The sequence below is a fragment of the Pseudomonas sp. OV546 genome (assembly GCF_900116845.1).
Lineage (GTDB): Bacteria > Pseudomonadota > Gammaproteobacteria > Pseudomonadales > Pseudomonadaceae > Aquipseudomonas > Aquipseudomonas petroselini.
The window spans coordinates 12,617-38,597 of sequence record NZ_FPCE01000004.1; the positions used below are offsets into that span (position 1 = coordinate 12,617).

Here is a 25,981-nt window from a genome sequence, read left to right on the forward strand (position 1 = left end):
TGACAGCGTGGATAGGGACGGGATCTGAGTGAAATTTCCTACTGTGATGGAAGCCGTTACCTCGCGTGCCATCGCTCCGACAACTGGGCGGTCAACGTCGCACAACGGGACACGAGCATTTCCCGCAACAGGTTGATGGGCTTGCTCAGTTGCGCACGGTGAGCGCACAGCAGGTTGAGCGGCGTGCGCTCGCCACGCAGTTCAGGCAGGATCACGCGCAATCGCCCAGCCAGCACGTCGGTGCTGACATCGAGCCAGGACTTGTAGGCAATGCCCACACCCGCCACCGCCCAACGGCGGACGACGTCGGCATCGTCACTGAAACGGTCTCCGCTGACCGTCAGGCTGACTTCACGTTTGCCATCGTGAAAGCTCCAGTGATCGTGGACCCGGCTGCCGAGCATATACAGCAGGCAATTGTGTTGGGCCAATTGCTCCAGATGCCGAGGTTCACCCTGCCGAGCGAGGTAACTGGGGGAGGCACACAGCACGCGAACGTTATTCGGTGCGACAGGCCGCGCGACAAGGCTGGAATCCTCGGGCTCACCGTAACGCAGGGCGATATCCACCGGTTGACGGAACAGATCGGCAATACGATCGCCCAACAGCAGGCGCACGGTGAGCTGCGGGTACTCACGCTGGAACTCGTCCAGCCACGGCAGCAGTTGGTTACGCCCGAAATCCGAAGGGGCCGAGAGTTGCAGCACCCCGCTGACATGGTCCTGGCCGCTGGCCAACAAGCGTCGTCCTTCATCCAGCGAGCTCAACGCCGCGCGGGCGTATTCCAGGAAACCCTCGCCTTCGGCGGTCAGGCGCAGGCTGCGCGTGGAGCGTGCCAGCAAACGCGCGCCCAGTTGCTGCTCGATACGCTTGAGCGCCGCGCTGGCCACCGCAGGCGACAGGTCCATCACCCGTGCCGCAGCGGACAGGCTGCCCAAGTCCGCCGCCCGCACGAACAACTGCAAATCATCAAAACGCAGCATGCATCCCGCCCATTATCAAAATTTTATTGAAACAGACTGCTGTTTTAGCCGCTTTTATCGCGGCGGGAAATAGCCAATCATCTGTGCATCCCGCTTATCACGTGTCTGGAGTTGAATATGTCCACAGCCTTTAACGTCATCGCCACGCTGATCGCCAAGCCCGGCCAACAGGCCACCTTGGAAACCTTGCTGCGTGGCCTGCTGGAACCCACGCGCCTGGAAGCCGGTTGCGAGCAGTACGACCTGCACCAGGACCTGCAACACCCCGAAACCTTCTACATGCTCGAACGCTGGAGCGATGACGCCGCGCTGGCCGACCATGACCAGAGCGCGCACATCCTGAGCTTTCGCGCCAAGGCGGCTGATGTGCTCGAACACTTCGAACTCAAGCGCCTGAAATTCCTCGCCTGATCACCGCCCTTTTCCGGAGCCATCATGAAAGCTATTGCCTACTACGCCTCACTGCCGATCAACGATCCCAACGCCCTGCAAGACATCGAGTTGCCAGCACCCGTCGCCGGCCCGCGCGACCTGCTGGTGGAAGTCAAAGCCATCTCGGTCAACCCGGTGGACACCAAGGTGCGCCAGAACGTCGCCCCGGAAAACGGCGCCGCCAAAGTGCTGGGCTGGGACGTGGCCGGCGTGGTCAAGGCCGTCGGCAGCGAAGTGACGTTGTTCAAGGCCGGTGACAAGGTGTTCTACGCCGGTTCCCTGGTGCGCCCGGGCGGCAACAGCGAACTGCACGCCGTGGATGAGCGCATCGTCGGCCACATGCCGAAAAGCCTTGGTTTCAGCGACGCCGCTGCGCTGCCGCTGACCGCCATTACCGCCTGGGAATTGTTGTTCGAACGCCTGCAAGTGCGTGAAGGCAAAAAGGATGAAGGCCAGAGCCTGCTGATCGTCGGCGCTGCCGGTGGCGTGGGGTCGATCCTGACGCAATTGGCCAGCCAGCTCACCGCCTTGACCGTGATCGGCACGGCGTCGCGCCCGGAAACCCAGGAATGGGCCAAGTCACTCGGTGCGGACCTGGTGATCGACCACAGCCAACCGCTGAGCGAAGCGCTGAAAACCGCCGGACACCCGCAAGTGACCCACGTCGCCAGCCTGACCCAGACGGATCATCACCTGGACCAACTGGTGGAAGCCCTGCAACCCCAGGGCAAGCTGGCACTGATCGACGATCCCAAGGCACTGGACGTCAGCAAGCTCAAGCGCAAGAGCCTGTCGCTGCACTGGGAGTTCATGTACACGCGTTCGATGTTCGAGACGCCGGACATGATCGAACAGCACAACCTGCTCAATCGCGTGGCCGACCTGATCGACGCGGGCACCCTGAAAACCACGGTGGGCGAGCACTTCGGTGTGATCAATGCAGAGAATCTGCGACGCGCCCATGCGCTGCTGGAAAGCGGCAAGGCCAAAGGCAAGATCGTGCTGGAAGGGTTCTGAAAAAACGGCTGTCAGGGTCGTCCATTATTCATGTGAGTAATGGACGACACCACTAGTCCGAGAGTTGATCTTTGTCATATTTGTGAGCGTATTCGGGTTTATATTGGCCGCCTTTGCCACGATTCTTTTACGTGAGGAAGTCAGCAATGAAGATCCTGATAAAAGCGTTAGCAAAATCCGCAGGCAATAAATGGCAGGTCCGTCTCGACCAGGACGCGTTCACCTTCCGCACCGAGGCCGAGGCGCGTGCCTTTGCCGACACCCTGCAAGCCCGTATCCAGGCGCCCCACCGTTTTCCAAACAGCCAGCAACGCTCCGCCGCTGGCTGAACCACTGTTCAGACCTGCGCCTGCAAGGCCCGTTTGCGTTGCAGGCGCTGGGTCGACATCGCAATCGTCACGGCCAATACCCCGCACAAACTGATGACCATCGCCATCGGCATTGCGGTGCCGTCGTGCAACACGCCCACCAACGACGCAGCCCCCGCCGCCACGCCAAACTGGATGCAGCCGAGCAACGCCGAAGCGCTACCGGCCCGTGCACCCTGCCCGCTCATGGCGCACGCCGAGGTATTGGGCAAAATGCAGCCGAGGCTGGCGATACAGATAAACAACGGCACCAGCAATGGCCACAGCGCATCGGTGCGCAAGGCCGCGATGCCGAGCAACGTCAACGCCGCCAGCAGGTACACCCATACCGTGCGCGATAGCAAAAAAGCCGGGCCGCGCTTGGCCAGCAGCCGCGCGTTGACCTGCGCCACCAATATGAAGCCCGCCGCGTTGGAACCAAACAGCCAGCCGTAGTGCTCGGCGGGTACGCCGTACAGCTTGATAAACACGAACGGTGAACCGGCGATGTAGGCAAACATCCCGGCAATCGAAATACCACCGGTCAAGGCATAGCCGAGGTAAACCCGATCGGACAACAGCGCCCCATAGCGTCGCAGCGACCCGGACAGCGGCTGACGCGGCTGGTGGGCGGGAAAGGTTTCCGGCAAACCGACCGCCACGGCGATGGCCGCCATCACGCTGAATAGGGACAGCGCCAGGAAAATCGACTGCCAGCCCCACAGACCGACCATCAGCCCACCCGCCAACGGCGCGAGAATCGGCGCCAGGCCCGTCACCAGCATCAACTGTGAATAAACCTTGGCCGAGCCCACGGGATCACATTTGTCGCTGACCACCGCACGGGAAATCACCATGCCCGCGCAGCCCCCCAGGGCCTGCACAAAACGTGCTGCGATCAGCCACTCCAGCGAAGGTGCAAAGGCGCACGCAAAGGACGCCAAGGTAAACAAGGTGACCCCACTGAGCAGCGGGCCGCGTCGACCAAAGCGGTCCGCCAGCGGGCCATAGATCAATTGGCCGATGGCCAGGCCAGCGAAATACACCGCCAGGGTCAGCTGGATGTGTTTTTCATCGGTCGCGAAAGCCGTGGCCATGGCCGGGAAGCCCGGCAGGTAAAAATCGATCGCCAACGGCGCGAAGGCGCTCAAGGCCCCCAGAATCAGGATTATGCGAAGGTTCATCGGGCACCCAAGTGAGACGGCAGCCCGATAGTCTAGCCGCGCTTGGGTGCATTGAACACGATAGCTCGCTAACTATTTTTCCGCATCAGGCCAGCTTGGCGCTGTAACCCTCTTCGGTGATCGCCGCGATCACTTGCTCAGCAGACAAGCGGCTGTCGACGCCCACTTCCTTTGCCGCCAGGTCGACCTTCACGCTGGCCGCCGGGTCCTGGCTCTGCACCGCCTGGGTCACCGCACGAACGCAATGGCCGCAGGTCATTCCTTCAACGCTGAATACTTGCATGACATGACTCCTTTGATGAGGTTGAACCCAGTCTCGACCTTGCCACGATGGTAAGGTCAAGTTCCTCGAATAGCTGCCGGGCTGGTATTCGGCGGCATCGTCGGCCAAGCTTCACCCATCTTTGATTCACACCACGGAGCATTCGCCATGCGCTGGTCGTTTTTTGCCCTTCTCGGCCTGATGAGCCTGTCCGCCGCTGCGCCCCAAGCCATCGCCGCAGAAGACTATGCGGTGCTGATCATTTCCCGGGAACGCCTGGAAGTGCCGACCAACTGCGAAATCGGTCTGTACATCCAGGACCAACTAGCCGGGCGCCTGTTTCAAGAACAATCCACCTCGTTCAACCTGCCCGCGGGCGATGTATCGCTGCGCCTGAAACTGCTGCCGGGCCAAACCCCAGGCTGCCTGCCGGGACTGCTGGCACCGCCCGCGCAGAACATCACACTCAAGGCCGGTGACGTGCGCAAATTGCGCATCGCCCAGGGCCCGGACGGCATGTATCTCAAATCCGCCGCACTGGAATACTAAAGGCACTTGACCTTCCCCACAGGTCAAGGTTGATCCTACGGGCAACGTCTTCTGGAGGACTGCCCCATGAATGGATCAACCACCTTTGACCTGCCCATCAGCGGCATGACCTGCGCCAGCTGTGCCGGCCGGGTCGAACGCGCGCTGGGCAAGGTGCCGGGGGTGCAAAGCGTCAGCGTCAACCTGGCCAATGAGCGCGCCCACGTTGAAGTGCTGGGCCAGATGGACCCCGGCGTGCTCATCGCCGCTGTCGACAAGGCCGGCTACACCGCCAGCCTGCCCCAAAGCGAATCGACCACCGACGCCAACCAAGCCCAGCGCCTGCACCACGAGCGCTGGGCGCTGCTGCTGGCGATCCTGCTGGCATTGCCGTTGGTGCTGCCGATGCTGGTCGAGCCCTTCGGCCTGCACTGGATGCTGCCCGCCTGGGCACAATTCGCCCTGGCCACACCGGTGCAATTCATCTTCGGCGCGCGCTTCTATATCGCCGCCTGGAAAGCCGTGCGTGCCGGTGCCAGCAACATGGACCTGCTGGTGGCCATCGGCACCAGCGCCGGTTATGGCCTGAGTATTTATGAATGGCTCACCGCTCACCCCGGCATGGCGCCGCACCTGTACTTCGAAGCCTCGGCGGTGGTGATCGCCCTGGTGCTGCTGGGCAAATACCTGGAGAGCCGCGCCAAGCGCCAGACCGCGAGCGCCATCCGCGCCTTGGAAGCCCTGCGTCCTGAGCGGGCGATTCGAGTACTCGACGGTCGTGAAGAAGACGTCGCCATCAACGCCCTCAAGCTCAATGATCTGGTACTGGTAAAACCCGGCGAACGCTTCCCGGTGGACGGTGAAGTGGTGGAGGGTCAAAGCCACGCGGACGAAGCCTTGATCAGCGGCGAAAGCCTGCCCGTACCCAAACAACCTGGCGATAACGTCACCGGCGGCGCCATCAACGGCGAAGGCCGCCTGCTGGTACGCACCCTGGCCCTCGGTGCCGAAAGTGTGCTGGCGCGGATCATCCGCCTGGTCGAGGACGCCCAGTCCGCCAAGGCACCGATCCAGAAGCTGGTGGATAGAGTCAGCCAGGTCTTCGTCCCGACCGTGCTGGTGCTGGCGTTGGTCACGCTGGTGGGCTGGTGGCTGTATGGCGCGCCCCTGGAAACGGCGATCATCAATGCCGTCGCCGTACTGGTGATCGCCTGCCCCTGCGCCCTGGGCCTGGCCACACCGACCGCGATCATGGCCGGCACCGGCGTTGCCGCGCGCCACGGCATCCTGATCAAGGACGCCGAAGCCCTGGAACGAGCCCATGCAGTGAGCGCCGTGGTCTTCGACAAGACCGGCACTCTCACTTCCGGCACGCCTAGGATTGCCCACCTGGCCGCGGTGGATGGCAACGAAGCCTTACTGCTGCAACAAGCCGGCGCGCTGCAACGCGGCAGCGAACACCCGTTGGCCAAGGCCGTACTGGATGCCTGCAACGAAAAAGGCCTGACCGTGGCCGATGTGACGGCCAGCCAATCCCTGACCGGACGCGGCATCGCCGGCACGCTCGATGGCCGGCCGTTGGCCTTGGGTAACCGTCGCCTGCTGGAAGAAAGCGGCTTGAGCGCAGGCGACCTCGCCGACTCCGCCAAGTCCTGGGAAGCCGAGGGCCGCACGTTGTCCTGGCTGATCGAGCAAGGTGCGCAACCACGTGTGCTGGGGCTGTTCGCGTTTGGCGACACACTCAAGCCCGGTGCACTGGAGGCGGTGGAGCAACTCAAGGCCCAGCACATCAGCAGCCATTTGCTCACCGGCGATAATCGCGGCAGCGCCCGTGTGGTCGCCGAGGCGCTGGGCATCGACGATGTGCACGCCGAAGTGCTGCCCGCCGACAAAGCCGCCACCGTCGTCGCGTTGAAAAAAACCGGCGTGGTGGCCATGGTCGGCGACGGCATCAACGACGCCCCGGCCCTGGCCGCTGCCGATATCGGCATCGCCATGGGGGGCGGTACCGACGTGGCCATGCACGCGGCCGGTATCACCCTGATGCGCGGCGACCCGCGCCTGGTGCCTGCTGCGCTGGAGATCAGCCGCAAGACCTACGCCAAAATCCGCCAGAACCTGTTCTGGGCCTTTGTGTATAACCTGATCGGCATTCCCCTGGCGGCGTTCGGCCTGCTCAACCCGGTACTCGCGGGTGCAGCGATGGCCTTGTCCAGCGTCAGCGTGGTGAGCAATGCATTACTGTTGAAGACGTGGAAGCCTAAGAACTTGGAGGATCAACGCCCATGAACATCGGCCAAGCCGCACGCCAGAGCGGGCTCAGCGCCAAGATGATTCGCTACTACGAGTCCATCGGCCTGCTCAAGGCTGCCCACCGCACCGACAGTGGCTATCGCGTGTACGGCAGCGACGACTTGCACACCCTGGCGTTTATCAAGCGGTCGCGGGATTTGGGTTTTTCATTGGAAGAGGTCGGCAAGCTGCTGACCCTGTGGCAGGACCGGCAACGGGCGAGTGCCGATGTGAAGGCGTTGGCGCGCCAGCATATTGAGGCGCTGAACCAGAAGATCCTGGAACTGGGGCAATTGCGCGATACCTTGCAAGACCTGGTGGAGCACTGTCAGGGCGATGATCGGCCGGATTGTCCGATACTCAAGGAGTTGGCGTCCGGAAGCTGCTGCGCCTGAGCGGATCTAACTGGACACACACAAAACCAAATGTGGGAGGGGGCTTCCCCCTCCCACATTTTTGATCTCCACTTATCTGGAAATCACTGCATCCAAGGCGGCGGCGGGGGCTCGTCCGGCACCTTGCTCGGAGGCGCATCATCGGCAGCCCGAATCGCCTGGCGGCGCTCTTCATCCAGCCGCGCCGCTTCGATCTCGCGGATCACACCGCCGACGTCCGCCAACTCTTCCGGCTCGTCGAACTCGCCGGTCAAGACGCTGGCTGGGTGCAGGGTGCCGGCTTCGTAAAGGGCCCACATTTCCTTGGCGTACTTGGTCGCCTTCAACTCTGGGGCAAAACGCCCGAAGTAGGAAGCCATGTTGCCCACGTCCCGCTCCAGCATGTTGAACGCGTGGTTATTGCCCGCCGCATCCACCGCCTGGGGCAGGTCGATGATCACCGGGCCCGTTGGCGTAAGCAGCACGTTGAACTCGGACAAGTCACCGTGCACCAGGCCGGTACACAGCATCAGCACGATCTGGGAAATCAGGAAGGCGTGGTATTCACGCGCCTGGTCCGGCTCCAGTGTCACGTCATTCAGACGCGGCGCCGCGTCACCGTACTCGTCGGCCACCAGTTCCATCAGCAGCACGCCTTCAAGGAAGTCGTACGGCTTGGGCACGCGAACGCCCGCACCGGCCAGGCGGAACAAAGCCGCCACCTCAGCGTTCTGCCAGGCATCTTCGGTTTCTTTCTTACCGAATTTGGAGCCCTTGGCCATGGCCCGGGCCTGCCGGCTGTTACGGACCTTACGGCCTTCCTGGTATTCGGACGCTTGACGAAAACTTCGTTTGTTCGCCTCCTTGTAAACCTTGGCGCAACGCAATTCGTTGCCGCAGCGCACCACATAAACAGCTGCTTCTTTACCACTCATGAGTGGGCGCAGCACTTCGTCGACCAGACCGTCTTCGATCAGGGGTTCAATGCGTTTAGGAGTCTTCATCAGCTTTTATTGTGGGTCCTTTATTACCAAATACGCGTATGGCACTCGTTATACGGCAATCGGCTCGCCGGTGGGAGAGGCTACCGACCTCTGACCGCTCAAGAATGCATCCAATATGCCAATTTTCGCCGCAATCAACGCTCAATGATCGCCGTAACACCCTGGCCACCCGCCGCGCAGATCGAAATCAGGCCACGGCCCTTGCCCGCCGCATCCAGCAACTTGGCCAGGTTGGCGACGATACGCCCACCCGTGGCGGCAAACGGGTGCCCGGCGGCCAGGGAGCTGCCCTTCACATTCAGCCGGCTGCGGTCGATGGACCCCAAGGGTGCGTCCAGCCCGAGGCGCGTCTTGCAGTAGTCCGCGTCTTCCCAGGCCTTGAGCGTGCACAAAACTTGGGCAGCGAACGCTTCGTGGATCTCGTAGTAATCGAAGTCCTGCAGCGTCAGGCCATTTCTCGCCAGCAGTCGCGGCACCGCGTACACCGGCGCCATCAGCAGGCCTTCGGCACCGTTGACGAAGTCCACCGCCGCCGCTTCGCCGTCACGCAAATACGCGAGGATCGGTAAACCACGCGCCTGGGCCCAGGCCTCACTGCCCAGCAGCACCAGCGACGCGCCATCGGTGAGCGGCGTGGAATTGCCGGCGGTGAGCGTGCCCTTTTCGCTGCGCTCGAAGGCGGGCTTGAGCGCGGCGAGTTTTTCCAGGGTAAGGTCGGGCCGCAAGTTGTTGTCGCGGGTCAGGCCCAGAAACGGTGTGAGCAAATCGTTGTGCCAGCCTTCGGCGTAGGCCGCGGCCATTTTCTGATGGCTTTCGAGGGCCAACTGGTCCTGCTCGGCGCGGGGGATCTGCCAGGTCTGCGCCATCAACTCGCAGTGCTGGCCCATGGACAAACCGGTACGGGGTTCGCCGTTACGCGGCAGTTCCGGCTTGAGGTGATGGGGACGAAGTTGTAACAGCAGTTTTAATTTATCCGCCATGGACTTGCTGCGGTTGGCGTGCAGCAGAAGCTTGCGCAGGCCTTCATTTACACCGATCGGCGCGTCGGAGGTGGTGTCCACCCCACCGGCAATCCCGCACTCAATCTGCCCCAGGGCGATCTTGTTGGCCACCAGCAACGCGGCTTCCAGGCCGGTGCCGCATGCCTGCTGAATATCATAGGCCGGGGTTTGCGGCGACAGACGCGAGCCCAGCACACATTCACGGGTGAGGTTGAAGTCCCGCGAATGCTTGAGCACCGCACCGGCAGCCACTTCGCCCATGCGCAGGCCGTGCAGGTTGTAGCGCTCGATCAGGCCTTCCAGGGCGGCGGTCAGCATCGCCTGGTTGCTCGCCGTGGCATAAGGGCCATTGGAGCGGGCGAAAGGAATGCGGTTACCGCCAATGATCGCTACACGGCGCAATTGAGTCATGAAAAGCTCCCTGATGGTTGTAGGTGGAATCACCAAGCCTAGCCTAGGCTCAATCGAACGACTGCCACCCCGGGGTGGTCCACCCTTTGAACCCCAGCCTTCGGAGAGCGTTCCATGTCTGACCGTTATATCGACTTCGCCAACTCAAGCCTCGGCCATCGCCTGGTCGCCGCCATTGGCCTGCCGTCACCGGTACGCCTGGAACGCTGGCAGGCCGGGCGCCTGCGTCCGGTGGAGGGCGCATTGCTGCTGGGCGGCGGTGCGCTGGCCACTCAGGTACAGGCATTTGCCAACCGGCTCACCGACGCCATTTACACCTACGGCGCCGAGACGTCGACGTGGATTCCCGGCCATGGCCCCACACTCAAGGCGGTCGTGTTCGACGCCAGCGAATTGCAACACACTGATCAACTCAAACAGCTGCGCGAATTCTTCCAACCGCTGCTGAAAAACCTGGATAACAGCGCGCACCTGGTGATCCTCGGCCGTGCGCCGGAAAGCCTCAGCGACCCCTTCGCCGCCAGCGCCCAGCGCGCCCTGGAGGGTTTCAGCCGCTCTCTGGCGAAAGAGCTGCGCAATGGCGGCGTGTTGCAATTGCTCTACGTCGGCGACGGTGCCGAGGACCAATTGGAAGGCGCACTGCGCTTTTTCCTCTCACCGAAAAGCGCCTACATCTCTGGCCAGGTGATTCGCCTGGAGGCCTGCACCACGCCGGTCGAAGACTGGACGCGCCCCCTGGCCGGGCGCAAGGCGCTGGTCACCGGTGCCGCACGAGGCATTGGTGCATCCATCGCTGAAACCCTGGCCCGCGACGGCGCCGACGTGATCCTGCTCGACGTGCCTCAGGCCAAGGCCGACCTCGAAGCCCTGGCCGCGCGCCTGGGTGCACGCACCGTCACGCTGGATATCTGTGCTGAAGACGCCGCCCGTCAATTGATCGAGCACCTCCCCGATGGGCTGGACATCCTGGTGCACAACGCCGGTATCACCCGTGACAAAACCCTGGCGAACATGACCCCGGAGTACTGGGACGCGGTGCTCGCGGTCAACCTCAATGCGCCACAGGTACTGACCCAGGCGCTGCTCGACAGCGGCACCCTGCACGACAACGCCCGCGTGGTATTGCTGGCGTCGATCAGCGGCATCGCCGGTAACCGTGGGCAGACCAACTATGCGGCGAGCAAGGCGGGGTTGATCGGCCTCGCACAGGCTTGGGCGCCCCTGCTTAAAGAGCGTGGCATCACCATCAACGCCGTGGCACCGGGTTTTATCGAAACCCAGATGACCGCACATATTCCGTTCGCCTTGCGTGAAGCCGGGCGACGCATGAGTTCGCTGGGCCAGGGCGGCCTGCCGCAGGACGTCGCCGAAGCGGTGGCGTGGCTGGGCCAACCGGGTTCCGGTGCAGTCAGCGGGCAAGCGCTGCGGGTATGTGGGCAAAGTCTCTTGGGAGCGTAAGCATGCAATGGAAGACGCTGGGCACTACGCCATTTCTGCCGCCGCTGTATTGGCGCGCGGCGCTCAAACGCAAGATCACCGGCAGCACCTTGCCTGAACACGGATTGCGCTGCCGGGTGAGCATCAACCCCAAGCAGGTGGCGGCCTATCGCAAGGTCTGCGGTTTTGCCGACAGCCCTCTCTTGCCGGCGACTTATCCGCACGTCCTGGCGTTCGGCCTGCAGATGCAGTTACTCACCGATAAAAGCTTTCCCTTCCCGCTGCTGGGGCTGATTCACCTGAGTAACCGCATCCGCATCCATCGCCCGCTCGGTGGTGTCAGCGAATTGTCTGTCGGCGTACACACGCAGAACCTCAAGCCTCATCCCAAGGGTGCCACCTTTGACCTGGTGACCACGGTCGAAGATTCCCTGGGCCTGCTGTGGGAAGCCGAGAGCCGCATGCTCTGCCGTGGGGTGAAATTGGAAGGCGAAGCAGAGGATATCGCCCAACCCTCCCCCACCCAGGTCAGCGAACTGTCCCGCTGGAAGGCGCCCGCCGATATCGGCCGCCGTTATGCGCGGGTCTCCGGCGACTACAACCCGATCCACCTCAGCGCCCTGACCGCCAAGCTGTTCGGCTTCCCCCAGGCCATCGCCCACGGGCTGTGGAACAAGGCGCACACCCTCGCCGCCCTCGGCGAACACCTGCCCGCCGCCAATATGGAGATACACGTCGAGTTCAGGAAACCCGTGCGCCTGCCCAGTGAAGTGACGTTATTAACGAGTGCCGCCGGTTCCAGCGGAGCGTTGTGGCTCAAAGGCGCGGGCGATATTGAACATATGGTAGGCAAGTGGCAGCCGATTGCCTGAAATAAGACTGATGAATTGTATATATACACCCTAGGTAATAGCGGACTTTTTGAAGTCCGCTTTTTTCTTCTAAGTCATTGTTAAAAAACAGATATACATCTTGATACATCCTCACCTTATACCGTTGGCATTAGTCACTTAAACGGTACATCCCTGCTCTATATAAATCGTTAATACCAAGTAGAGCATTGAGAGAACGCACCTCCGGGACTGTTATAGCCACACGGACAAACGCATCGCTAGCCCAAGAAATAGTGAGCGTTTGAAGACAACCAAGGTTGTACAGGTGCGAGGAACTCAATCATGAATACTCACGTCGTGTTTTGGAAAACAAGTACCGCGCTGGCCCTGGCAGTCACACTGGCACTCGGCGGCTGCAGCAGCGGGGGTGGCGGGCATCACAGTGGTGGCTCCTCGGATGCTGGCGCTGGCGGTGGCACGGGGGGTGGCGGCACTGACCCTGGCACCAACCCAGGCGGCACCGCCTCGCCGCTGGTCACCGCCACCGTGGTCGACACCGCCGGCAATACCGTGACCCGCCTCAGCCGCACCGTCCGCAGTCTGGGCACCACCCTCGGCAGCCTGCCGATCGTGGGCGAAACGGCTGGCGACTTGGTGACTGCGGCCGGCAACGCCGTCGGCAGCATCGGCAACGGCCTTTCGGATGGCCTGGGTTCACTGGGCACTGACAGCAACGCCCTGGGCAAAACCGTTGCCGGCGTGGCCAACGGTGTTTCCGACCTGGGTGATGGCGTGACCGTTACCGGTGCCAACGTCGCCACGTTGCTGGGGAATGTGCCGGTGGTCAGCGGCGCCGCCCCCGTGGTCGGCAACGTGGTGGGCAAGGTTGGCAATGCCGTGACTATGCTCGGCGACACCTTAAGCACCGCCAGCACCACCGGCCCGCTGGGGTCGGTCACCCACACCGTCGGCGCAAAAGTCTTGGTGCCTGTGGTGTCCCTGGTGGAAAACACCACCGGCAAAGTCGGCACCGCGACTGGTCTTGACTCGCCGGTGGGCGGCTTGCTGAAAAAAGTCGGCGATACCGTCGACGGCCTGGGCGATAAAGTCGCCGACACGGGCGGCACCGGCAACCCGGTGACCGACGCGGTGGGCAATGTGCTCAATGGTGTCGGCACCGCGGTCGGCAAGGCCAGCGGTTATGTCGACCGGGATGCGGATAGCAGTGGCGGCGGCAATGGCGGTGGTACCGGCGGCGGCCTCGGCAAACTCGGCCTGGCCGAACTCATCGGTGGCGTGATCGCCGGAGCCGGCAGCGGCCTGGATGCGGGCAGCACCAATGGCGTGATCAGCGCGGCGGGCGTTACCGGCGTCAAGGCGGGCACCACCGTGGCGGCCCTCGGTGGCGGCACACCCAGCACTAAAACCAGCATTCCGGTCGCCGGGCTGACCGGCCCGATCGGCAATGCACTCAACCCTGTCACCAGCGGCGTACAGAGCCTGACTCAAAACATCGGCGGTGCCACTGGCCTCGGTGCTCCGGTCAACGGCCTGGTCACCCGTGTCGGCGGTGCGGTCAGCAACCTGGGCGGCAACATCAGCGGCACCAACGCCAACCCGGTCACCAACGCCCTGGGCGGTACCGTGACCGCCGTGGGTGGCACCGTGGCGTCGATCGGCGGCCTGGTCACTGGCGGCACCAATACCGGCGGCGGTTTGCTCGCGGGTGGCCTGAATGTAGGCGCTGGCGCCTCTGCCGGTGCTGGCGCAAGCGCAAGCGCAAGCGCAAACGGTGGTCTTCTGGGCGGGCTGTTGGGTGGCCTGGGCGGCAAAAAATAGAATTGCACCTGGCCGATTAGACGGCCTCACCTACAGCGCCTACGCTTGGTTGAGACGAGAGACCCACTAAGTCTCTCGTCTTTTTTTATGGATCAATGATCGATCCGTAAAAGCCTCCGAACCGCGCCCCCAGAGCCCGGCGGGCATCTGCGAAACGCCGCTGCAGTATTGACCATGGAGTGTCCTATGCGCGCTTTGACGCCGTTGTTATTGCTCACCCTCAGTGCTTACGCCCACGCCGATACCCTGCCCAGCTTCCTCAATAGCAACGACACGATCCGCAACCTACCGGTGCCCAACCTGCCCGCCGACGCCTACCGACCGGCCGCCACGCCTACCCAGGTGCCGGTGCCTGCGGCGACGGCCGAGCAGCCCTTGCTGATGGACACCAAAGTGACCATCCGTAAACTGCAGATCGACGGCGGCACGGTGTACCCGCTCAAAGAAGTCGCCCAGGTATTCGAACCCTTGATTGGTCATGAAACCAATCTGGCGCAATTGATCGAAGCCACCCGCAGCATCACCCGGCGCTATCAGGAAGACGGCTACCTGCTGTCCTACGCCTTCCTGCCGGAACAACGGTTCGAAGGCGGCCTGGTGCATGTGGTGCTGGTGGAGGGTTACATCCGTGATTACCAACTGCAAGGCGACATCGGTTCGGTCTCGTCCTACGTCGACAAACTGGCGGAAAAACTCAAGGCCGAACGCCCGCTCACGCGCAAGACGTTCGAGCGCTACACCACGCTGATGAGCGCCATCCCAGGCGTGACCGTGCAAGCCCAGGTGCCGCCTCCGAGCACCACCGATGGCGGCACCCACATGCAGATCAGTGCCAGCCGCAAGCCCTTCACCACCAGCATGAGCCTCAACGAGGCGAGCCGTGGCGGTACCCAGGCCTTGCTGACCGGCACCAGCAACTCGTGGACGTCGATGGGCGAACAACTGAGCGTCAGCGGCCTGTTCCCGCCGGGTGAGGACAAAGAACATTACTACCGCGCCTCCTACAGCCAGTTCATCAACGCTGAAGGCACCCAGCTTGCACTCTCGGGGGAACGCTACCGCGCGGACCCAAGCACCCGCCTGCAGTTAGGCGACGGCCTTGAACTCAAGCCGCACCAGCAGATCGACCGTTACTCCATAGGCGTCAGCCACCCCTTTATCGCCTCGCCCAGCGAGTCGCTGAGCCTCGGTACGCGCCTCTACGCCGTCGACCAGACCAACCGTTACACACTGGAAGGTTTCCCCCAGCGCTTTGAGCTGCAAACCAACCTGCGCGCCCTGGCCTTCGAAGGGGACTGGCGTAAAGCTGACACCACCCAACTGCGCATCATCAGCGGCGGCGTGTACCAAGGCATCAATGGCATGGGCGCCAAGACCCATACGGACTTCGGTGGCCTAAAGCCCGACCTCGACTTCTTCCGCCTGCGCCTGTCCGGCGTGCAGAGCAACAAACTCTTCGATAACTGGCAAGGCGTGCTGTCCGGCGCGCTCTACTGGAGCAACGACAACCTGCCCGACAGCGAGCGCGCGACCTTCGGCGGGCAAAGCTTCGGGCGCGGCTACCCCGATGACCAGGGCACGGGCGACAAAGGCTGGGGCGCGGCCTACGAGGTCAACTACAGCTACAACCGCGCGGGCGATTGGGTGAGGATCCTGCAACCCTACGTGGTGCTCGACCGCGCCAAGACCTGGTTCAACGACCTGCCGGTCAAGGGCAACGACATGTCATCGGCGGCGGTGGGGCTGCGCTTTGGCGATGCCAAGTACTACAACGTCGCGCTGGAAGTCGCCAAGCCGATGTCGGACGTGGCACTGGACAGCTTCGATCGACGGCCACGGTACTCATTGAGTTTCAGCTACCAACTCTGATGTGTAGTGAGCGGGCTTGTCGAATCGTCGCACCGCCCGCGCTGGGCGGCGAAGCCGCCCCATCTCCTGGAGCATTCAGTCTCCCTGGATAAAACTGAGTCGCCTGGGTTTGGGGCGGCTTCGCCACCCAGCGCGGGGCAAGCCCGCTCACTACAGAGCTCGCTTAAAGGTGGAGTTTTGAGAGGGGACACAGGCTGTTCAAGGTATCGATCGACGGCCACGGTATTCATTGAGTTTCAGCTACCAACTCTGACCTGTAGTGAGCGGGCTTGTCGAATCGTCGCACCGCCCGCGCTGGGCGGCGAAGCCGCCCCATCTCCTGGAGCATTCAGTCTCCCTGGATAAAACTGAGTCGCCTGGGTTTGGGGCGGCTTCGCCACCCAGCGCGGGGCAAGCCCGCTCACTACAGAGCTCGCTTAAAGGTGGAGTTTTGAGAGGGGACACAGGCTGTTCAAGGTATCGATCGACGGCCACGGTATTCATTGAGTTTCAGCTACCAACTCTGACCTGTAGTGAGCGGGCTTGTCCCGCGCTGGGCGGCGAAGCCGCCCCATCTCCTGGAGCATTCAGTCTCCTTGGTTAGAGCTGAGTCGCCTGGGTTTGGGGCGGCTTCGCCACCCAGCGCGGGGCAAGCCCGCTCACTACAGAGCTCGCTTAAAGGTGGAGTTTTGAGAGGGGACACAGGCTGTTCAAGGTATCGATCGGCGGCCACGGTATTCATTGAGTTTCAGCTACCAACTCTGACCTGTAGTGAGCGGGCTTGTCCCGCGCTGGGCGGCGAAGCCGCCCCATCTCCTGGAGCATTCAGTCTCCTTGGTTAGAGCTGAGTCGCCTGGGTTTGGGGCGGCTTCGCCACCCAGCGCGGGGCAAGCCCGCTCACTACAGAGCTCGCTTAAAGGTGGAGTTTGGAGAGGGGAAACAGGCTGTTCAAGGTGTCGATGAGCCGTACCAGGTAGATCGGCTTGCGAAACAGGTCCAGCACCTGCAGGCGCAGCATGTCGCTTACGTCATCCATTTCGGCATGGCCGGACATCACAATCACCGGCAGGTGAGAACGCGAGGTGTGTTCGCGCAAGCGCTTGATCAAGGAGATGCCGCTTTCCTCGGGCATGCGCAGGTCGGTGATGACCAGGGCAATATCAGGATGGAGTGTCAATTCTTGCAGCGCGAAGGTGACGGAGGTGGCGGTAAAACAGACAAATCCCTCGTGTTCGAGGGATTCGGCGAGTTCGATCAGCGCGTCCTCTTCGTCGTCCACCAAAAGAATTTGTTGGCGGGAAGGCGGATAAACGCTCATGGCAGTACCTGAACTGGAGAAACTTTGATTAGGGGTTTCCACATTTTTCAGCGGACTATCAAGTTGTCATTTTGGTCGCAACGCTATCGAAAATGGATTTGATCTTAGTTCCAAGCCCTGAGCCGGCACCGACGATCACCAGTGCAACCATCGCTACGATAATCGCGTACTCGATCCCAGACGCCCCCTCTTTGCGCTGAAAGAATAGTTGTGTCTGAACATAAAGCTTCAACATCAGGTCAAGGAACATAAGACTTCTCCCTAAAACGCCACTAAGAGCCGGTACGGCTCTAGCACGATGTCCGCGGCGTGCCACTAGAGCATTGTCAACAAACCTCAGCCTCACAACTGTAAGAACGGATTAATCACAAAGTATTAGTCGAAAAGTCGACGCCAGGCATCCCGCCATTTAAAGGGGCACTTTTAGAGTCCTGATTATAGTTTCGATAAATTTTTCCCGGGGTAATGGCATTTCGTCCTAGCTGAGCTACCTTCAAATAGCCAAATCGTTAGATGTTCATCACAGCCAGGTTGCGGATTAACCCGTTGGGATTACACGGGCGTGCAGTGCAACGGGAAAGGGAGAGCCGTCATGAACAGTCGCATCAGCATGGTCCTGGCCGGCTTGTTGCTGATCGGGGCATTGATCGCCGGGTACTGGGGGTTAGTGTTGAGCCGCGCACCGGAGCCTGTCGCAGTCCCTGCCGCACCTGTCGTTTCCGTTGAAAAAACCATCGCTGCCGCCGAAGACCAGACCCGCCAACCGGTGGTGGTCCTGGTGCATGACGTGCCTGCCTACCGTGCGCTGACCGCTGCCGACCTGGTCGTGGAAAGACTGCGCACCGTGCCCGTCGGCAGCCTCACTCAGCTCGACCAGGCCATCGGCCGCATGCCGCTGCGCGCGCTTGGCGCAGGCACCTGGCTCACCGAAGACAGCTTTACCGGCGGCGGCCCGCTCGCTCGCATGATTCGCCCCGACGAGCGTGCACTGGCGGTGGCCGTGGATGAAGTGATCGGCGCCGCCGGCCAATTGACCCCCGGCGATTACGTGGATGTGCTGTTGTTCCTGCGCCAGGATGCCAGTAATGCCGAACAGTCGGCCCAGATCGTGCTTCCGGCCATGCGCCTGCTCAGCGTCGGCGACCAGATGGGCTTGGCCAACGATGGCCTGCCCGCGGTGCCACCACCGGTCACGGTTGAAGAACGCGCCCAGGCCGCCCAACGTCGAGCCGCCGCACGTACCGTGGTGCTCGCCGTACCGGAGCCACTGTTAAGCCGCCTGATGCTCGCGGCTCAAGCCGGGATCCTGCGCCTGGCCGTACGCAGCGCCGAGGAACACCTGCTCAGCCGCTACTGGGCCGGCGAGAGCGAAGCACCGCAGAAGATGGAAAGCGCCAACCGCGATCTCTACCAATTCACCCAACTGGCCCTGACCGGCCCGCCCAAACGCATCGCGCCAGCCGGTGGCGAACCGAGCGTGCGCCGAGGCATTGAAGTGATTCGCGGTGCCCAAGGGGCGCCACAAACTCCGTGATCGAGCAAGGATGCCTTGAATGAGCCAGCGCTACGCACCCCTGTTCATGCACATGGCTTGGGCCCTGATGCTCTCGAGCCTGCCCGTCGGCATGGCCCTGGCTGCACCGGGCAACTGCAGCGCCCTGGGCCAGTTGCCGGCCGTGGTCGAGGTGGGAGAAGGCTTGCAACAGGAGCTGCAATCGCCGGTGGCAATCACGCGCCTGGCAATCGGTGACCCTAAAATCGCCGACGTGCGGGTCAACGGCGACCGTCATTTCCTGCTCACCGGGGTCGCGTCCGGCGCCACCAGCCTGATGGTATGGACCGCCTGCGCGAGCACGCCGCGTCAAAGCATGGTGTTCGTCAAGGGCAGGGCCACTTCGGCGCTGACCAGCCTGTCGCTGTCGCCGTCGGAAGATCCCCTGCTGCCCAGCCAGGTGCAGACCGACATCCGCTTTGTGGAAGTCAGCCGCACCAAGCTCAAGGATGCGAGCACCCGACTGTTAGGCACCGGCAAAAACTTTTTCCTCGGCAGCCCCAACCTGCTGTCACCCTCGGAGGGGGTCTTCAAATTGCCGGTGAGCACTGACAGCTTCAACGTCGGTTTTGGCGGCGGCCGGGTCTCGGCCATGATCAACGCGTTGGAACGCAGCGGCTTTGCCTACACCCTGGCGCGCCCCAGCCTGGTGGCCATGAGCGGCCAGAGTGCCTCCTTCCTGGCCGGCGGCGAGGTGCCCGTCCCGGTGCCCAGCGCCGGCAGCGACACCATCTCCATTGAGTACAAGGAGTTCGGCATTCGCCTGACCCTGACCCCCACGGTGATTGACCGCAACCGCATCACCCTCAAGGTGGCGCCGGAAGTCAGCGAGCTGGACTACAGCAACGCCGTCATCATCCAGGGCATCCAAGTACCGGCACTCACCGTGCGCCGCACCGACACCAGCGTGTCCCTGGCCGATGGCGAAAGTTTTGTGATCAGCGGCCTGATCAGCACCAACAACCGCTCCACGATCAGCAAGTTTCCAGGGCTGGGCGATATCCCGATCCTGGGGGCGTTTTTCCGCGATTCCAATATCAGCCGCGAAGAGAAAGAACTGCTGATGATCGTCACGCCGCACCTAGTGCAGCCGTTGGCCGCCAACGCCCAACTGCCCTCGTTGCCCGGCGAGAAACTGCGCAGTTACGACCCGAACTGGTTCCGGCTGTTCTTCTTGGAAAACGGTAATTTCGACCGTCGCAGTGGACTTTCCCAATGAGCGATAGCCTGAGCCAGACCTTCCTCGCCATCACCCGCAACGCCACCGACCTGGAGTGGCTGCAGGGCGCCCTGGCGCCCCTTGGCCAGGTCGTCAGCGCCGGCACCGGCAGCCTGGACGAGTTGCTGGCGCTGGTGGACGTGACGTTCGCCAGCCTGGTGTTTGTCGGCCTCGACCGGGAAAACGTGGTCACCCAGAGCGCGCTGATCGAAGGTGCCCTGGAGGCCAAACCGATGCTCGCGGTGGTCGCCCTCGGCGATGGCATGGACAACCAGCTTGTCCTGAACGCCATGCGGGCCGGCGCTCGCGACTTCGTGGCCTACGGCTCACGCTCCAGCGAAGTGGCGGGCCTGGTGCGCCGCCTGAGCAAGCGCCTGCCAACCGTCGCCCACAATGCGCAGCTGGGCGGTCTGACCGTGCTGTTTGGCACCCAGAGCAATGCCGATGGCGCCATGCTGGCGACGCACTTGGCACTGGTGGTGCAGAAGAGCGGGCAGCAAACCCTGCTGCTCGACCTGGGCCTGCCGCGCAGTGACAGCCTGGCCTTGCTGGGCCTGGAGAGCACGTTCAATTTCGGCGATGCGTTGCGGCATCTGCGTCGCCTCGATACCACGTTGATCAACAGCGCCTTCACCACGGCGCTGGATGGCCTGCGCATCCTGGCGTACGCCACCGGTGACGAGCCGCTCAAACTGACCAGCGCCGCCGAGTTGTTCATGTTGCTCAGCGCACTGCGCCAACACTTCCAGCACATCGTCGTGAACATCACCGGGCAGCCGGACAGCGAAGCGCTACGCACCTTTGTCAGCCACTGCGACAAACTGCTGTGGTGCACCGACCAGAACGTGCTGGACTGTCGCCGCAACCTTGCGGTGCTCAGTCGCTGGCGCGATAAAGGCATGAAACTCGACCACGCCAAACTGGTGGTGGACCGCTACATCAAGGCCTGTGCCCCGGACACCGAGGCCCTGGAAAAAAGCTTCGGCCTCGAATGCGTCGCCGTGCTGCCCCTGAGTGCCGAACTGCGCCTGAACGTGAAAAATCAGGGCCAGACCCTGTTCGTCCTGGCCCCCCGTGAGCCCTTGACCCAAGCCGTGCGCGCCTTGGGCGAGCGCCTGGCCAAACGCTCCGAGGGCTTGGCAAAACCTTCCATGCGCTGGTTTGAACGCATCCTGGGGTCGGGACGATGAACGGCGAAAAACTGTTTGGCGGCCCGGCCCGCAGCGCCGGAGGCAACAGCGATCACGATGGCCTGAAACTGGTGCTGCATCGCTACATCATCGACGCCATCGAGGAGTCGGGTAAGAACCTGCTCGAAGGCACACGCCAGTCTCTGGCGCAATTTGTCATCGACAAGGTCTCCGAGTACATCACGCGCATGCGCCTGGCGATCTCGCGCTATGAAATGGAGCGCCTGGCCGAAGAGATCGTCGACGAACTCACCGGGTTCGGCCCGCTGGAAGTGCTGCTGCGTGACCCTTCGGTGACTGAGATCCTGGTCAACGGGCCGCACCGGGTGTTTATCGAGCGCGACGGCCTGCTGCACCAAAGTGACCTGCGCTTCATCGACGACCATCACGTGGAACGCGTGATGCAGCGCATCCTCGCGCCGCTGGGCCGCCGCCTGGATGAGTCGTCGCCGATGGTGGATGCACGGCTGCCCGACGGCAGCCGGGTCAACGCGATCATCCCGCCGATTGCCCTCGACGGGCCATGCCTGTCGATTCGAAAATTCCGCAAGGACATGCTCAAGAGCAGCGACCTGGTCGCCATGCAGACCATCGACCAGAGCATTTTCGAGTTCTTCCAGGAGGCCGTGGGCAAGCGCTGCAATATCCTGATCAGCGGCGGCACGGGTACCGGCAAGACCACGCTGCTGAATATCCTCAGCCAACTGATCAACCCCCACGAGCGCTTGGTGACCATCGAAGACGTCGCCGAGTTGCAATTGGGCCACCCCCACGTGGTCCGCCTGGAAACCCGCCCGCCGAATGCCGAAGGTCACGGCGAGGTCAGGTCCAGCGACCTGATCCGCAACGCCCTGCGGATGCGCCCGGACCGCATCATCCTCGGCGAAATCCGTGGCGTGGAAGTGCTCGATGTGATGACGGCGATGAACACCGGCCACGACGGCTCCATGAGCACCGTGCACGCCAACAATGCCCAGGATGCGTTGTTGCGCCTGGAAACCCTGGTCGGCCTGACCGGCCGTGTGATCGCGGAAAAAACCCTGCGCCAGATGATTTGCGCCGCGCTGGACGTGATTATTCAACTGACGCGTATGCCCGATGGCCGCCGCTGCGTAAGCGAGGTGGTGGAAGTGGTCGGCGTGCGCGATGACGTGTATGTCACCAATACGCTGTTCCGCCTGGATCGGCGCACCGGCTTCGGTTTCCTGCGCGAAGCGCTCAACCCGGCCGGCGACAAGCTGCGTCGCGAATCGGCGTTGCAGTCATAGGGAGCGCTTGATGACAGGACCGGTGTTGTTGCTTATCTGCCTGCTGCTGATTGGTCTGTCGTTCTGGCAGTTTCACCATGGCCTGCGCAAGGCCCAGACGGCCCGTGTGCTGGAGCGCCTCGGCAACGGCCAGCCCGAGGCACAGGAAACCACGACCACATGGACGGGCCTCGAGCGCATGTTCCAGCGTGCCGGGCTGGGCAAACCCACAGACCGCCTGGGCCTGTGGGCGAGCGCCTGGGTGATCGGCGCGCTGCTGGGTTGGCTGCTCGCCGACGGGCTGGGCCTGATCGCCATGATCGTGGGGCCGCCCCTGGCATTGCGCGTGTTTATCGCCTGGCGTTATCAACAACGCGTGCAGCGCATGGTCGAGCAACTGCCGCAGTTGTTGGACCATAGCGTGCGCAGCCTCAAGTCCGGCAGAACCCTGGCAGACGCCGTACTGGGCGGGGTCGAGAGCATTGAAAACCCACTCAGGGACGCCATGGGCCGCGTGCAACGCAATGTGCGCATGGGCGTCAGCCTGCCGGATTCGGTCAGCGACTTCGCCGAGTTCTACGAACAGGATGAGTTCCGCCTGTTCGCCCTTGGCCTGAAGGTCAACCACCGCTACGGCGGCAACGCCAGCGAGCTGCTGGAAAACCTGATCAAAATGATTCGCGAGCGGGAACAGGGTGCCCGTCAACTCAAGGCCATGACCGGCGAAACACGCATGACCGCCTATGTGCTGGGCGGTCTGCCGGTGCTGATCGTGGGCTACTTCCTGGTGGTCAACCCCGGCTACTTGATGAACATGTGGCACGACGGCACGGGGCGCATCATGCTCTTCGGCGCGCTGGCAATGGACCTTGGCGGCACCTTTATCATGTGGCGCATGCTGAGGAGTGTCTGAGATGGCGCTTCTGGCCTGCGCTTTGTTGTTGCTCGCCGCAGCGGTATTGGTGGGCGGGCAATTGCTCGAGCATCGCCGCCGCGAACGGCGGGTCGCTGAGCGCTTGCAAGGCAAGATGGTCAGCGATAACAGACTCGGCACGCTCATCCGCCAACTGGGCGCAAGCTCGCTGGCCCAGCGCTCGGTCAGCCTGGACAACGAGACCCAGGCCCTGCTCAATCGGGTTGGCTGGCGCAAGTCCAGCCAACGCTCGCTGTTTGCAGCCTTCCAGATCGGTACGCCCATCGTGTTATTGGGCCTGACCCTCCTCGGCCAGCAACTGTTGTTCCCGCATGCGGACCCCGCCTGGATTGCCCCGATGTTTGCCCTGGGCATCGGCTACCTGCTGCCAAAACGCGTGCTTGCGGCGGCCGCCAAACATCGCCAGCAAGCCATCGCCAAAGAAATTTCCACCTTCATTCCGCTGCTGCGCATTCTGTTCGAGTCAGGCATGGCGGTTGAGCAATCGCTGCGTGTATTGGGCAACGAGGCCCAGCGTTTACTCCCCCACCTCACGCACGAACTGCGCCTGATCCTGGCGCGGGTCGATTCCGGCCTGGAGCTGGGCGAGGAACTGGGCAAGACCGTCCACGTGCTGGAGGTGGATGAGTTCACCGACACCTGCATCATCCTCCAGCAATTGATCCAGCAGGGCGGCGGCGCGATGAAGTCCCTGCTGGCCCTCAAGCAACTGCTCGACGACCGACGCCTGACCCGCCTGCAGGAATACATTTCGAAGATGTCGGCAAAAATGTCGGTGGTGATGATGGTGTTCCTGTTCCCTGCTTTGCTGATCGTGCTCGGCGGCCCGGCCTTTATCGGCATCGCCCGCGCGTTGAGTCACTTTTAAGGAGTCGTTGATGAAAGCACTGATTGCCGGCCTGGCCCTGCTGATGCTCGGCGGCTGCGCCACCAATGGCCAATCACCCTGGGCGGCGTTGACCTCATCCAACAGTTGCACCAAGCCGAGTTCGGAACAGGAACTGGCGCTCAACCTGTCCGATGACCTGGCCAACGAAGGCAAGCTGCACGCCAGCCTGGCCAACCTGCAAAGCCTGCCCGAGGCCTTGCCCCAGGTGCGCCAGCGCAAGGCCCGCAACTACCGCCTGCTCGGGCGCAGCGAGGCCGAGCCGTTGTACCGCAGCCTGCTCGGTACCTGCATGAACGCCGAAGGCGAGCACGGCCTGGGGCAATTGGCGGCAGCCAGGGGCGACAACGGCCAGGCCATGGCGCATATGCAACGGGCGGCGCAGTTGGCGCCCACCGACGAAAAAATCCGCAATGACCTGGGCGTGGTGTACCTCAACCAGTTGCGCATGGAAGACGCGCGCTTTGAATTCATGACCGCCATCGAGCTCAAGCAAAGCGACCCGCTGGCGGCCGTCAACCTGGTGACCTTGCTGATCTATCAGGACAACTGGAGGCAAGCGGCAAAGGTGGCCAGCCAATTGGGCCTGAGCCCCGAGCAGGTCACCGATGCCCAGGCCCGCGCGGAAAAACTCAAGGGTCCAAGCCCAAGCCCCAGTGCGCCGGCGCGCAAAATCGCCGCGGTCAGCGATGCCATACGGTGGCTATCAAGTGAGGAGTGATCGATGAAAGCACATTACCTTGTCGGCCTGGCGCTGCTCCCGCTGAGCGCACTGGCCATCGAACCGGGCCCGTCGTCACCGCAGCAAGCGGAAACCGAAAACTGGATGGCCTTGCAGATCAATGGCCGTGCCGCTTCACCCACGCCGCAAAGGACCACGCCCGCAGAACGCGAGCAGGCCTTGCAGCGCTGGCTGGACAGTCACAAACATCCGATCCCGGAGTTTTTTGAATCGCCGTCCGGTGGGTCGTCTAAAGGTGGGAACAGTCAGTAACACCCTGGCGCGTCAGTGCGCCGTCACCCGTTGGCGCATCGCCGAGGTATTCGGCGACAGCGCCAGTGCCAACTGCGTGCGGTTATGCATATGGGTCAGTCGCAACACCTGGGACACGTAGAGCTTGACCGTGTTTTCGGTGATCCCCAGTTCACAGGCGATCTGGTAGTTGGTCTGGCCCTTGCCCACCAGGCGCGCAACGTCCAGCTGGCGCGGCGACAGCTGGTTGAAAATGGTCGGGATCTCGATCGGCCCGGCGTCTTCGGCAACCGGCTCGCCCTCATCCGCCACACCGGCGCCGGGGCTACGGCGCACTTTGTCGAGGTCCTGGTACAGGTCATTGATGGATTCTGAGAGGTATTGCAGCTTCAGGTTCAGGTGCCCCAGTTGCAGCTCTTTTTGCCGCTCTTCCAACGCCGCTTCCTGGCGCTGCACGCCTTCGAGCAATTCATCGAGGTTGATCGGTTTCTGGTAGTAATCCGAGATCCCCGCGCGCAGGGCCTTGATCACGTCCTGTTTGTCGGAACGCCCAGTGAGCATGATCGCCTCGAACGCCCGCTGCTTGCCGGCGACTTTTTGCATGGCCTGCACCAGCTCGATGCCATCCATGTCCGGCATGTGCAGGTCGCACAGCACCAAGCCGATCTCGGCCTCTTCGCTGAAGCGCTGCAACGCATGTCGGCTGGACTCACACGGCACGCAACGGTAACCACTGCTTTCGAGAAATTCGCAGAGCTCTTCCACGATCAACGGCTGATCGTCGACCACGAGCACCTTTACCGCTGAGGTTAGCTTGTTCACGCGCTACTCCATGCCTGGCAAGCCAAAAGATTGACCGATCCCTTTTGA

General features: G+C 62.5%; 26 protein-coding genes. 18 read left to right on the forward strand and 8 right to left on the reverse strand.

Annotation, left to right across the window (positions count from 1 at the left end; all coding sequences use genetic code 11):
• Window positions 1-56: 56 nt before the first annotated feature.
• Entirely contained in the window at window positions 57-983 is a 927-nt protein-coding gene (locus BM403_RS10540) for a LysR family transcriptional regulator (protein WP_093542718.1), read from the reverse strand.
• Window positions 984-1,100: 117 nt separating this feature from the next.
• On the opposite strand from BM403_RS10540, the gene BM403_RS10545 reads away from it, so the two are divergent.
• The 3 genes from BM403_RS10545 to BM403_RS10555 all read left to right on the forward strand — a co-directional run bounded on the left by BM403_RS10545 (window position 1,101) and on the right by BM403_RS10555 (window position 2,761).
• On the forward strand, window positions 1,101-1,394 hold the full coding sequence (locus BM403_RS10545; protein ID WP_012722042.1) for a putative quinol monooxygenase: 294 nt from the start codon (window positions 1,101-1,103) through the stop codon (window positions 1,392-1,394).
• Window positions 1,395-1,418: 24 nt separating this feature from the next.
• The gene (locus BM403_RS10550; RefSeq protein WP_064052182.1) at window positions 1,419-2,432 is read left to right on the forward strand and encodes a zinc-binding alcohol dehydrogenase family protein; all 1,014 of its coding nucleotides are present in this window, start codon (window positions 1,419-1,421) and stop codon (window positions 2,430-2,432) included.
• 146 nt (window positions 2,433-2,578) lie between these two features.
• Window positions 2,579-2,761, forward strand: a complete 183-nt coding sequence (locus BM403_RS10555) for a hypothetical protein (RefSeq protein ID WP_010213424.1) — start codon at window positions 2,579-2,581, stop codon at window positions 2,759-2,761.
• Between the two features lie 8 nt (window positions 2,762-2,769).
• Here the strand turns inward: BM403_RS10555 and BM403_RS10560 are convergent, their stop codons facing one another.
• Both BM403_RS10560 and BM403_RS10565 read right to left on the reverse strand, forming a co-directional pair.
• Complete coding sequence (locus tag BM403_RS10560) at window positions 2,770-3,963, reverse strand: multidrug effflux MFS transporter (protein ID WP_093542720.1); 1,194 nt, start codon at window positions 3,961-3,963, stop codon at window positions 2,770-2,772.
• Between the two features lie 85 nt (window positions 3,964-4,048).
• The gene (locus tag BM403_RS10565) at window positions 4,049-4,246 is read right to left on the reverse strand and encodes a heavy-metal-associated domain-containing protein (RefSeq protein WP_012722039.1); all 198 of its coding nucleotides are present in this window, start codon (window positions 4,244-4,246) and stop codon (window positions 4,049-4,051) included.
• A gap of 147 nt (window positions 4,247-4,393) precedes the next feature.
• Here BM403_RS10565 and BM403_RS10570 point away from each other — a divergent pair, with 147 nt between their 5' ends.
• The 3 genes from BM403_RS10570 (at window position 4,394) to cueR (ending at window position 7,440) form a co-directional block, all read left to right on the forward strand.
• Complete coding sequence (locus BM403_RS10570; protein WP_093542722.1) at window positions 4,394-4,774, forward strand: hypothetical protein; 381 nt, start codon at window positions 4,394-4,396, stop codon at window positions 4,772-4,774.
• A gap of 66 nt (window positions 4,775-4,840) precedes the next feature.
• Window positions 4,841-7,042 (forward strand): heavy metal translocating P-type ATPase, encoded by a 2,202-nt coding sequence (locus BM403_RS10575; protein WP_093542724.1) that lies wholly within the window; start codon window positions 4,841-4,843, stop codon window positions 7,040-7,042.
• Entirely contained in the window at window positions 7,039-7,440 is a 402-nt protein-coding gene (gene cueR / locus BM403_RS10580) for a Cu(I)-responsive transcriptional regulator (protein WP_012722036.1), read from the forward strand. Before BM403_RS10575 ends, cueR begins: the two co-directional genes overlap by 4 nt.
• 83 nt (window positions 7,441-7,523) lie before the next feature.
• Here cueR and BM403_RS10585 read toward each other — a convergent pair whose 3' ends face one another.
• Together BM403_RS10585 and BM403_RS10590 are read right to left on the reverse strand one after the other, a co-directional pair.
• Window positions 7,524-8,423 carry a PA4780 family RIO1-like protein kinase gene (locus BM403_RS10585; RefSeq protein ID WP_012722035.1) on the reverse strand — a complete coding sequence of 300 codons (900 nt, stop codon included), beginning with the start codon at window positions 8,421-8,423 and terminating at the stop codon, window positions 7,524-7,526.
• A 134-nt stretch (window positions 8,424-8,557) separates the two neighbouring features.
• Window positions 8,558-9,835 carry an acetyl-CoA C-acetyltransferase gene (locus BM403_RS10590; RefSeq protein ID WP_012722034.1) on the reverse strand — a complete coding sequence of 426 codons (1,278 nt, stop codon included), beginning with the start codon at window positions 9,833-9,835 and terminating at the stop codon, window positions 8,558-8,560.
• Window positions 9,836-9,949: 114 nt separating this feature from the next.
• Here BM403_RS10590 and BM403_RS10595 point away from each other — a divergent pair, with 114 nt between their 5' ends.
• The 4 genes from BM403_RS10595 to BM403_RS10610 all read left to right on the forward strand — a co-directional run bounded on the left by BM403_RS10595 (window position 9,950) and on the right by BM403_RS10610 (window position 15,813).
• Entirely contained in the window at window positions 9,950-11,293 is a 1,344-nt protein-coding gene (locus BM403_RS10595; RefSeq protein WP_093542726.1) for a 3-oxoacyl-ACP reductase, read from the forward strand.
• A 2-nt stretch (window positions 11,294-11,295) separates the two neighbouring features.
• Window positions 11,296-12,144 (forward strand): MaoC family dehydratase, encoded by an 849-nt coding sequence (locus BM403_RS10600; protein ID WP_093542728.1) that lies wholly within the window; start codon window positions 11,296-11,298, stop codon window positions 12,142-12,144.
• Window positions 12,145-12,447: 303 nt separating this feature from the next.
• Window positions 12,448-13,944 carry a collagen-like triple helix repeat-containing protein gene (locus BM403_RS10605; RefSeq protein WP_093542730.1) on the forward strand — a complete coding sequence of 499 codons (1,497 nt, stop codon included), beginning with the start codon at window positions 12,448-12,450 and terminating at the stop codon, window positions 13,942-13,944.
• A 186-nt stretch (window positions 13,945-14,130) separates the two neighbouring features.
• Window positions 14,131-15,813, forward strand: a complete 1,683-nt coding sequence (locus BM403_RS10610) for a ShlB/FhaC/HecB family hemolysin secretion/activation protein (RefSeq protein ID WP_043204732.1) — start codon at window positions 14,131-14,133, stop codon at window positions 15,811-15,813.
• Between the two features lie 892 nt (window positions 15,814-16,705).
• Here the strand turns inward: BM403_RS10610 and BM403_RS10615 are convergent.
• Together BM403_RS10615 and BM403_RS10620 are read right to left on the reverse strand one after the other, a co-directional pair.
• A complete protein-coding gene (locus BM403_RS10615; RefSeq protein WP_093542732.1) occupies window positions 16,706-17,110 on the reverse strand; it encodes a response regulator in 405 nt (134 codons plus the stop codon).
• Window positions 17,111-17,168: 58 nt separating this feature from the next.
• A complete protein-coding gene (locus BM403_RS10620; protein WP_012722028.1) occupies window positions 17,169-17,360 on the reverse strand; it encodes a Flp family type IVb pilin in 192 nt (63 codons plus the stop codon).
• Window positions 17,361-17,702: 342 nt separating this feature from the next.
• Here BM403_RS10620 and cpaB point away from each other — a divergent pair, with 342 nt between their 5' ends.
• From cpaB to BM403_RS10660, 8 genes are read left to right on the forward strand one after another with little or no spacing between them, the layout of a single operon-like run.
• Window positions 17,703-18,644 carry a Flp pilus assembly protein CpaB gene (gene cpaB / locus BM403_RS10625; RefSeq protein WP_093542734.1) on the forward strand — a complete coding sequence of 314 codons (942 nt, stop codon included), beginning with the start codon at window positions 17,703-17,705 and terminating at the stop codon, window positions 18,642-18,644.
• Window positions 18,645-18,663: 19 nt separating this feature from the next.
• Entirely contained in the window at window positions 18,664-19,881 is a 1,218-nt protein-coding gene (locus tag BM403_RS10630; protein ID WP_093542737.1) for a type II and III secretion system protein family protein, read from the forward strand.
• Complete coding sequence (locus BM403_RS10635) at window positions 19,878-21,071, forward strand: CpaE/TadZ family protein (protein ID WP_046033984.1); 1,194 nt, start codon at window positions 19,878-19,880, stop codon at window positions 21,069-21,071. The genes BM403_RS10630 and BM403_RS10635 overlap by 4 nt, the downstream gene beginning before the upstream one ends.
• Window positions 21,068-22,339: a TadA family conjugal transfer-associated ATPase gene (locus tag BM403_RS10640; RefSeq protein ID WP_012722024.1), complete on the forward strand. Its 1,272-nt coding sequence runs from the start codon at window positions 21,068-21,070 to the stop codon at window positions 22,337-22,339. The genes BM403_RS10635 and BM403_RS10640 overlap by 4 nt, the downstream gene beginning before the upstream one ends.
• A 10-nt stretch (window positions 22,340-22,349) precedes the next feature.
• Window positions 22,350-23,231: a type II secretion system F family protein gene (locus BM403_RS10645; protein ID WP_043204730.1), complete on the forward strand. Its 882-nt coding sequence runs from the start codon at window positions 22,350-22,352 to the stop codon at window positions 23,229-23,231.
• Window position 23,232: 1 nt separating this feature from the next.
• Entirely contained in the window at window positions 23,233-24,120 is an 888-nt protein-coding gene (locus BM403_RS10650; protein WP_043204728.1) for a type II secretion system F family protein, read from the forward strand.
• A 10-nt stretch (window positions 24,121-24,130) separates the two neighbouring features.
• Window positions 24,131-24,859 (forward strand): tetratricopeptide repeat protein, encoded by a 729-nt coding sequence (locus tag BM403_RS10655; protein WP_093542739.1) that lies wholly within the window; start codon window positions 24,131-24,133, stop codon window positions 24,857-24,859.
• A 3-nt stretch (window positions 24,860-24,862) separates the two neighbouring features.
• Window positions 24,863-25,132 (forward strand): DUF3613 domain-containing protein, encoded by a 270-nt coding sequence (locus BM403_RS10660; protein ID WP_046033982.1) that lies wholly within the window; start codon window positions 24,863-24,865, stop codon window positions 25,130-25,132.
• Window positions 25,133-25,144: 12 nt separating this feature from the next.
• Here BM403_RS10660 and BM403_RS10665 read toward each other — a convergent pair whose 3' ends face one another.
• On the reverse strand, window positions 25,145-25,933 hold the full coding sequence (locus tag BM403_RS10665) for a response regulator transcription factor (protein ID WP_064052165.1): 789 nt from the start codon (window positions 25,931-25,933) through the stop codon (window positions 25,145-25,147).
• Window positions 25,934-25,981 lie beyond the last annotated feature (48 nt).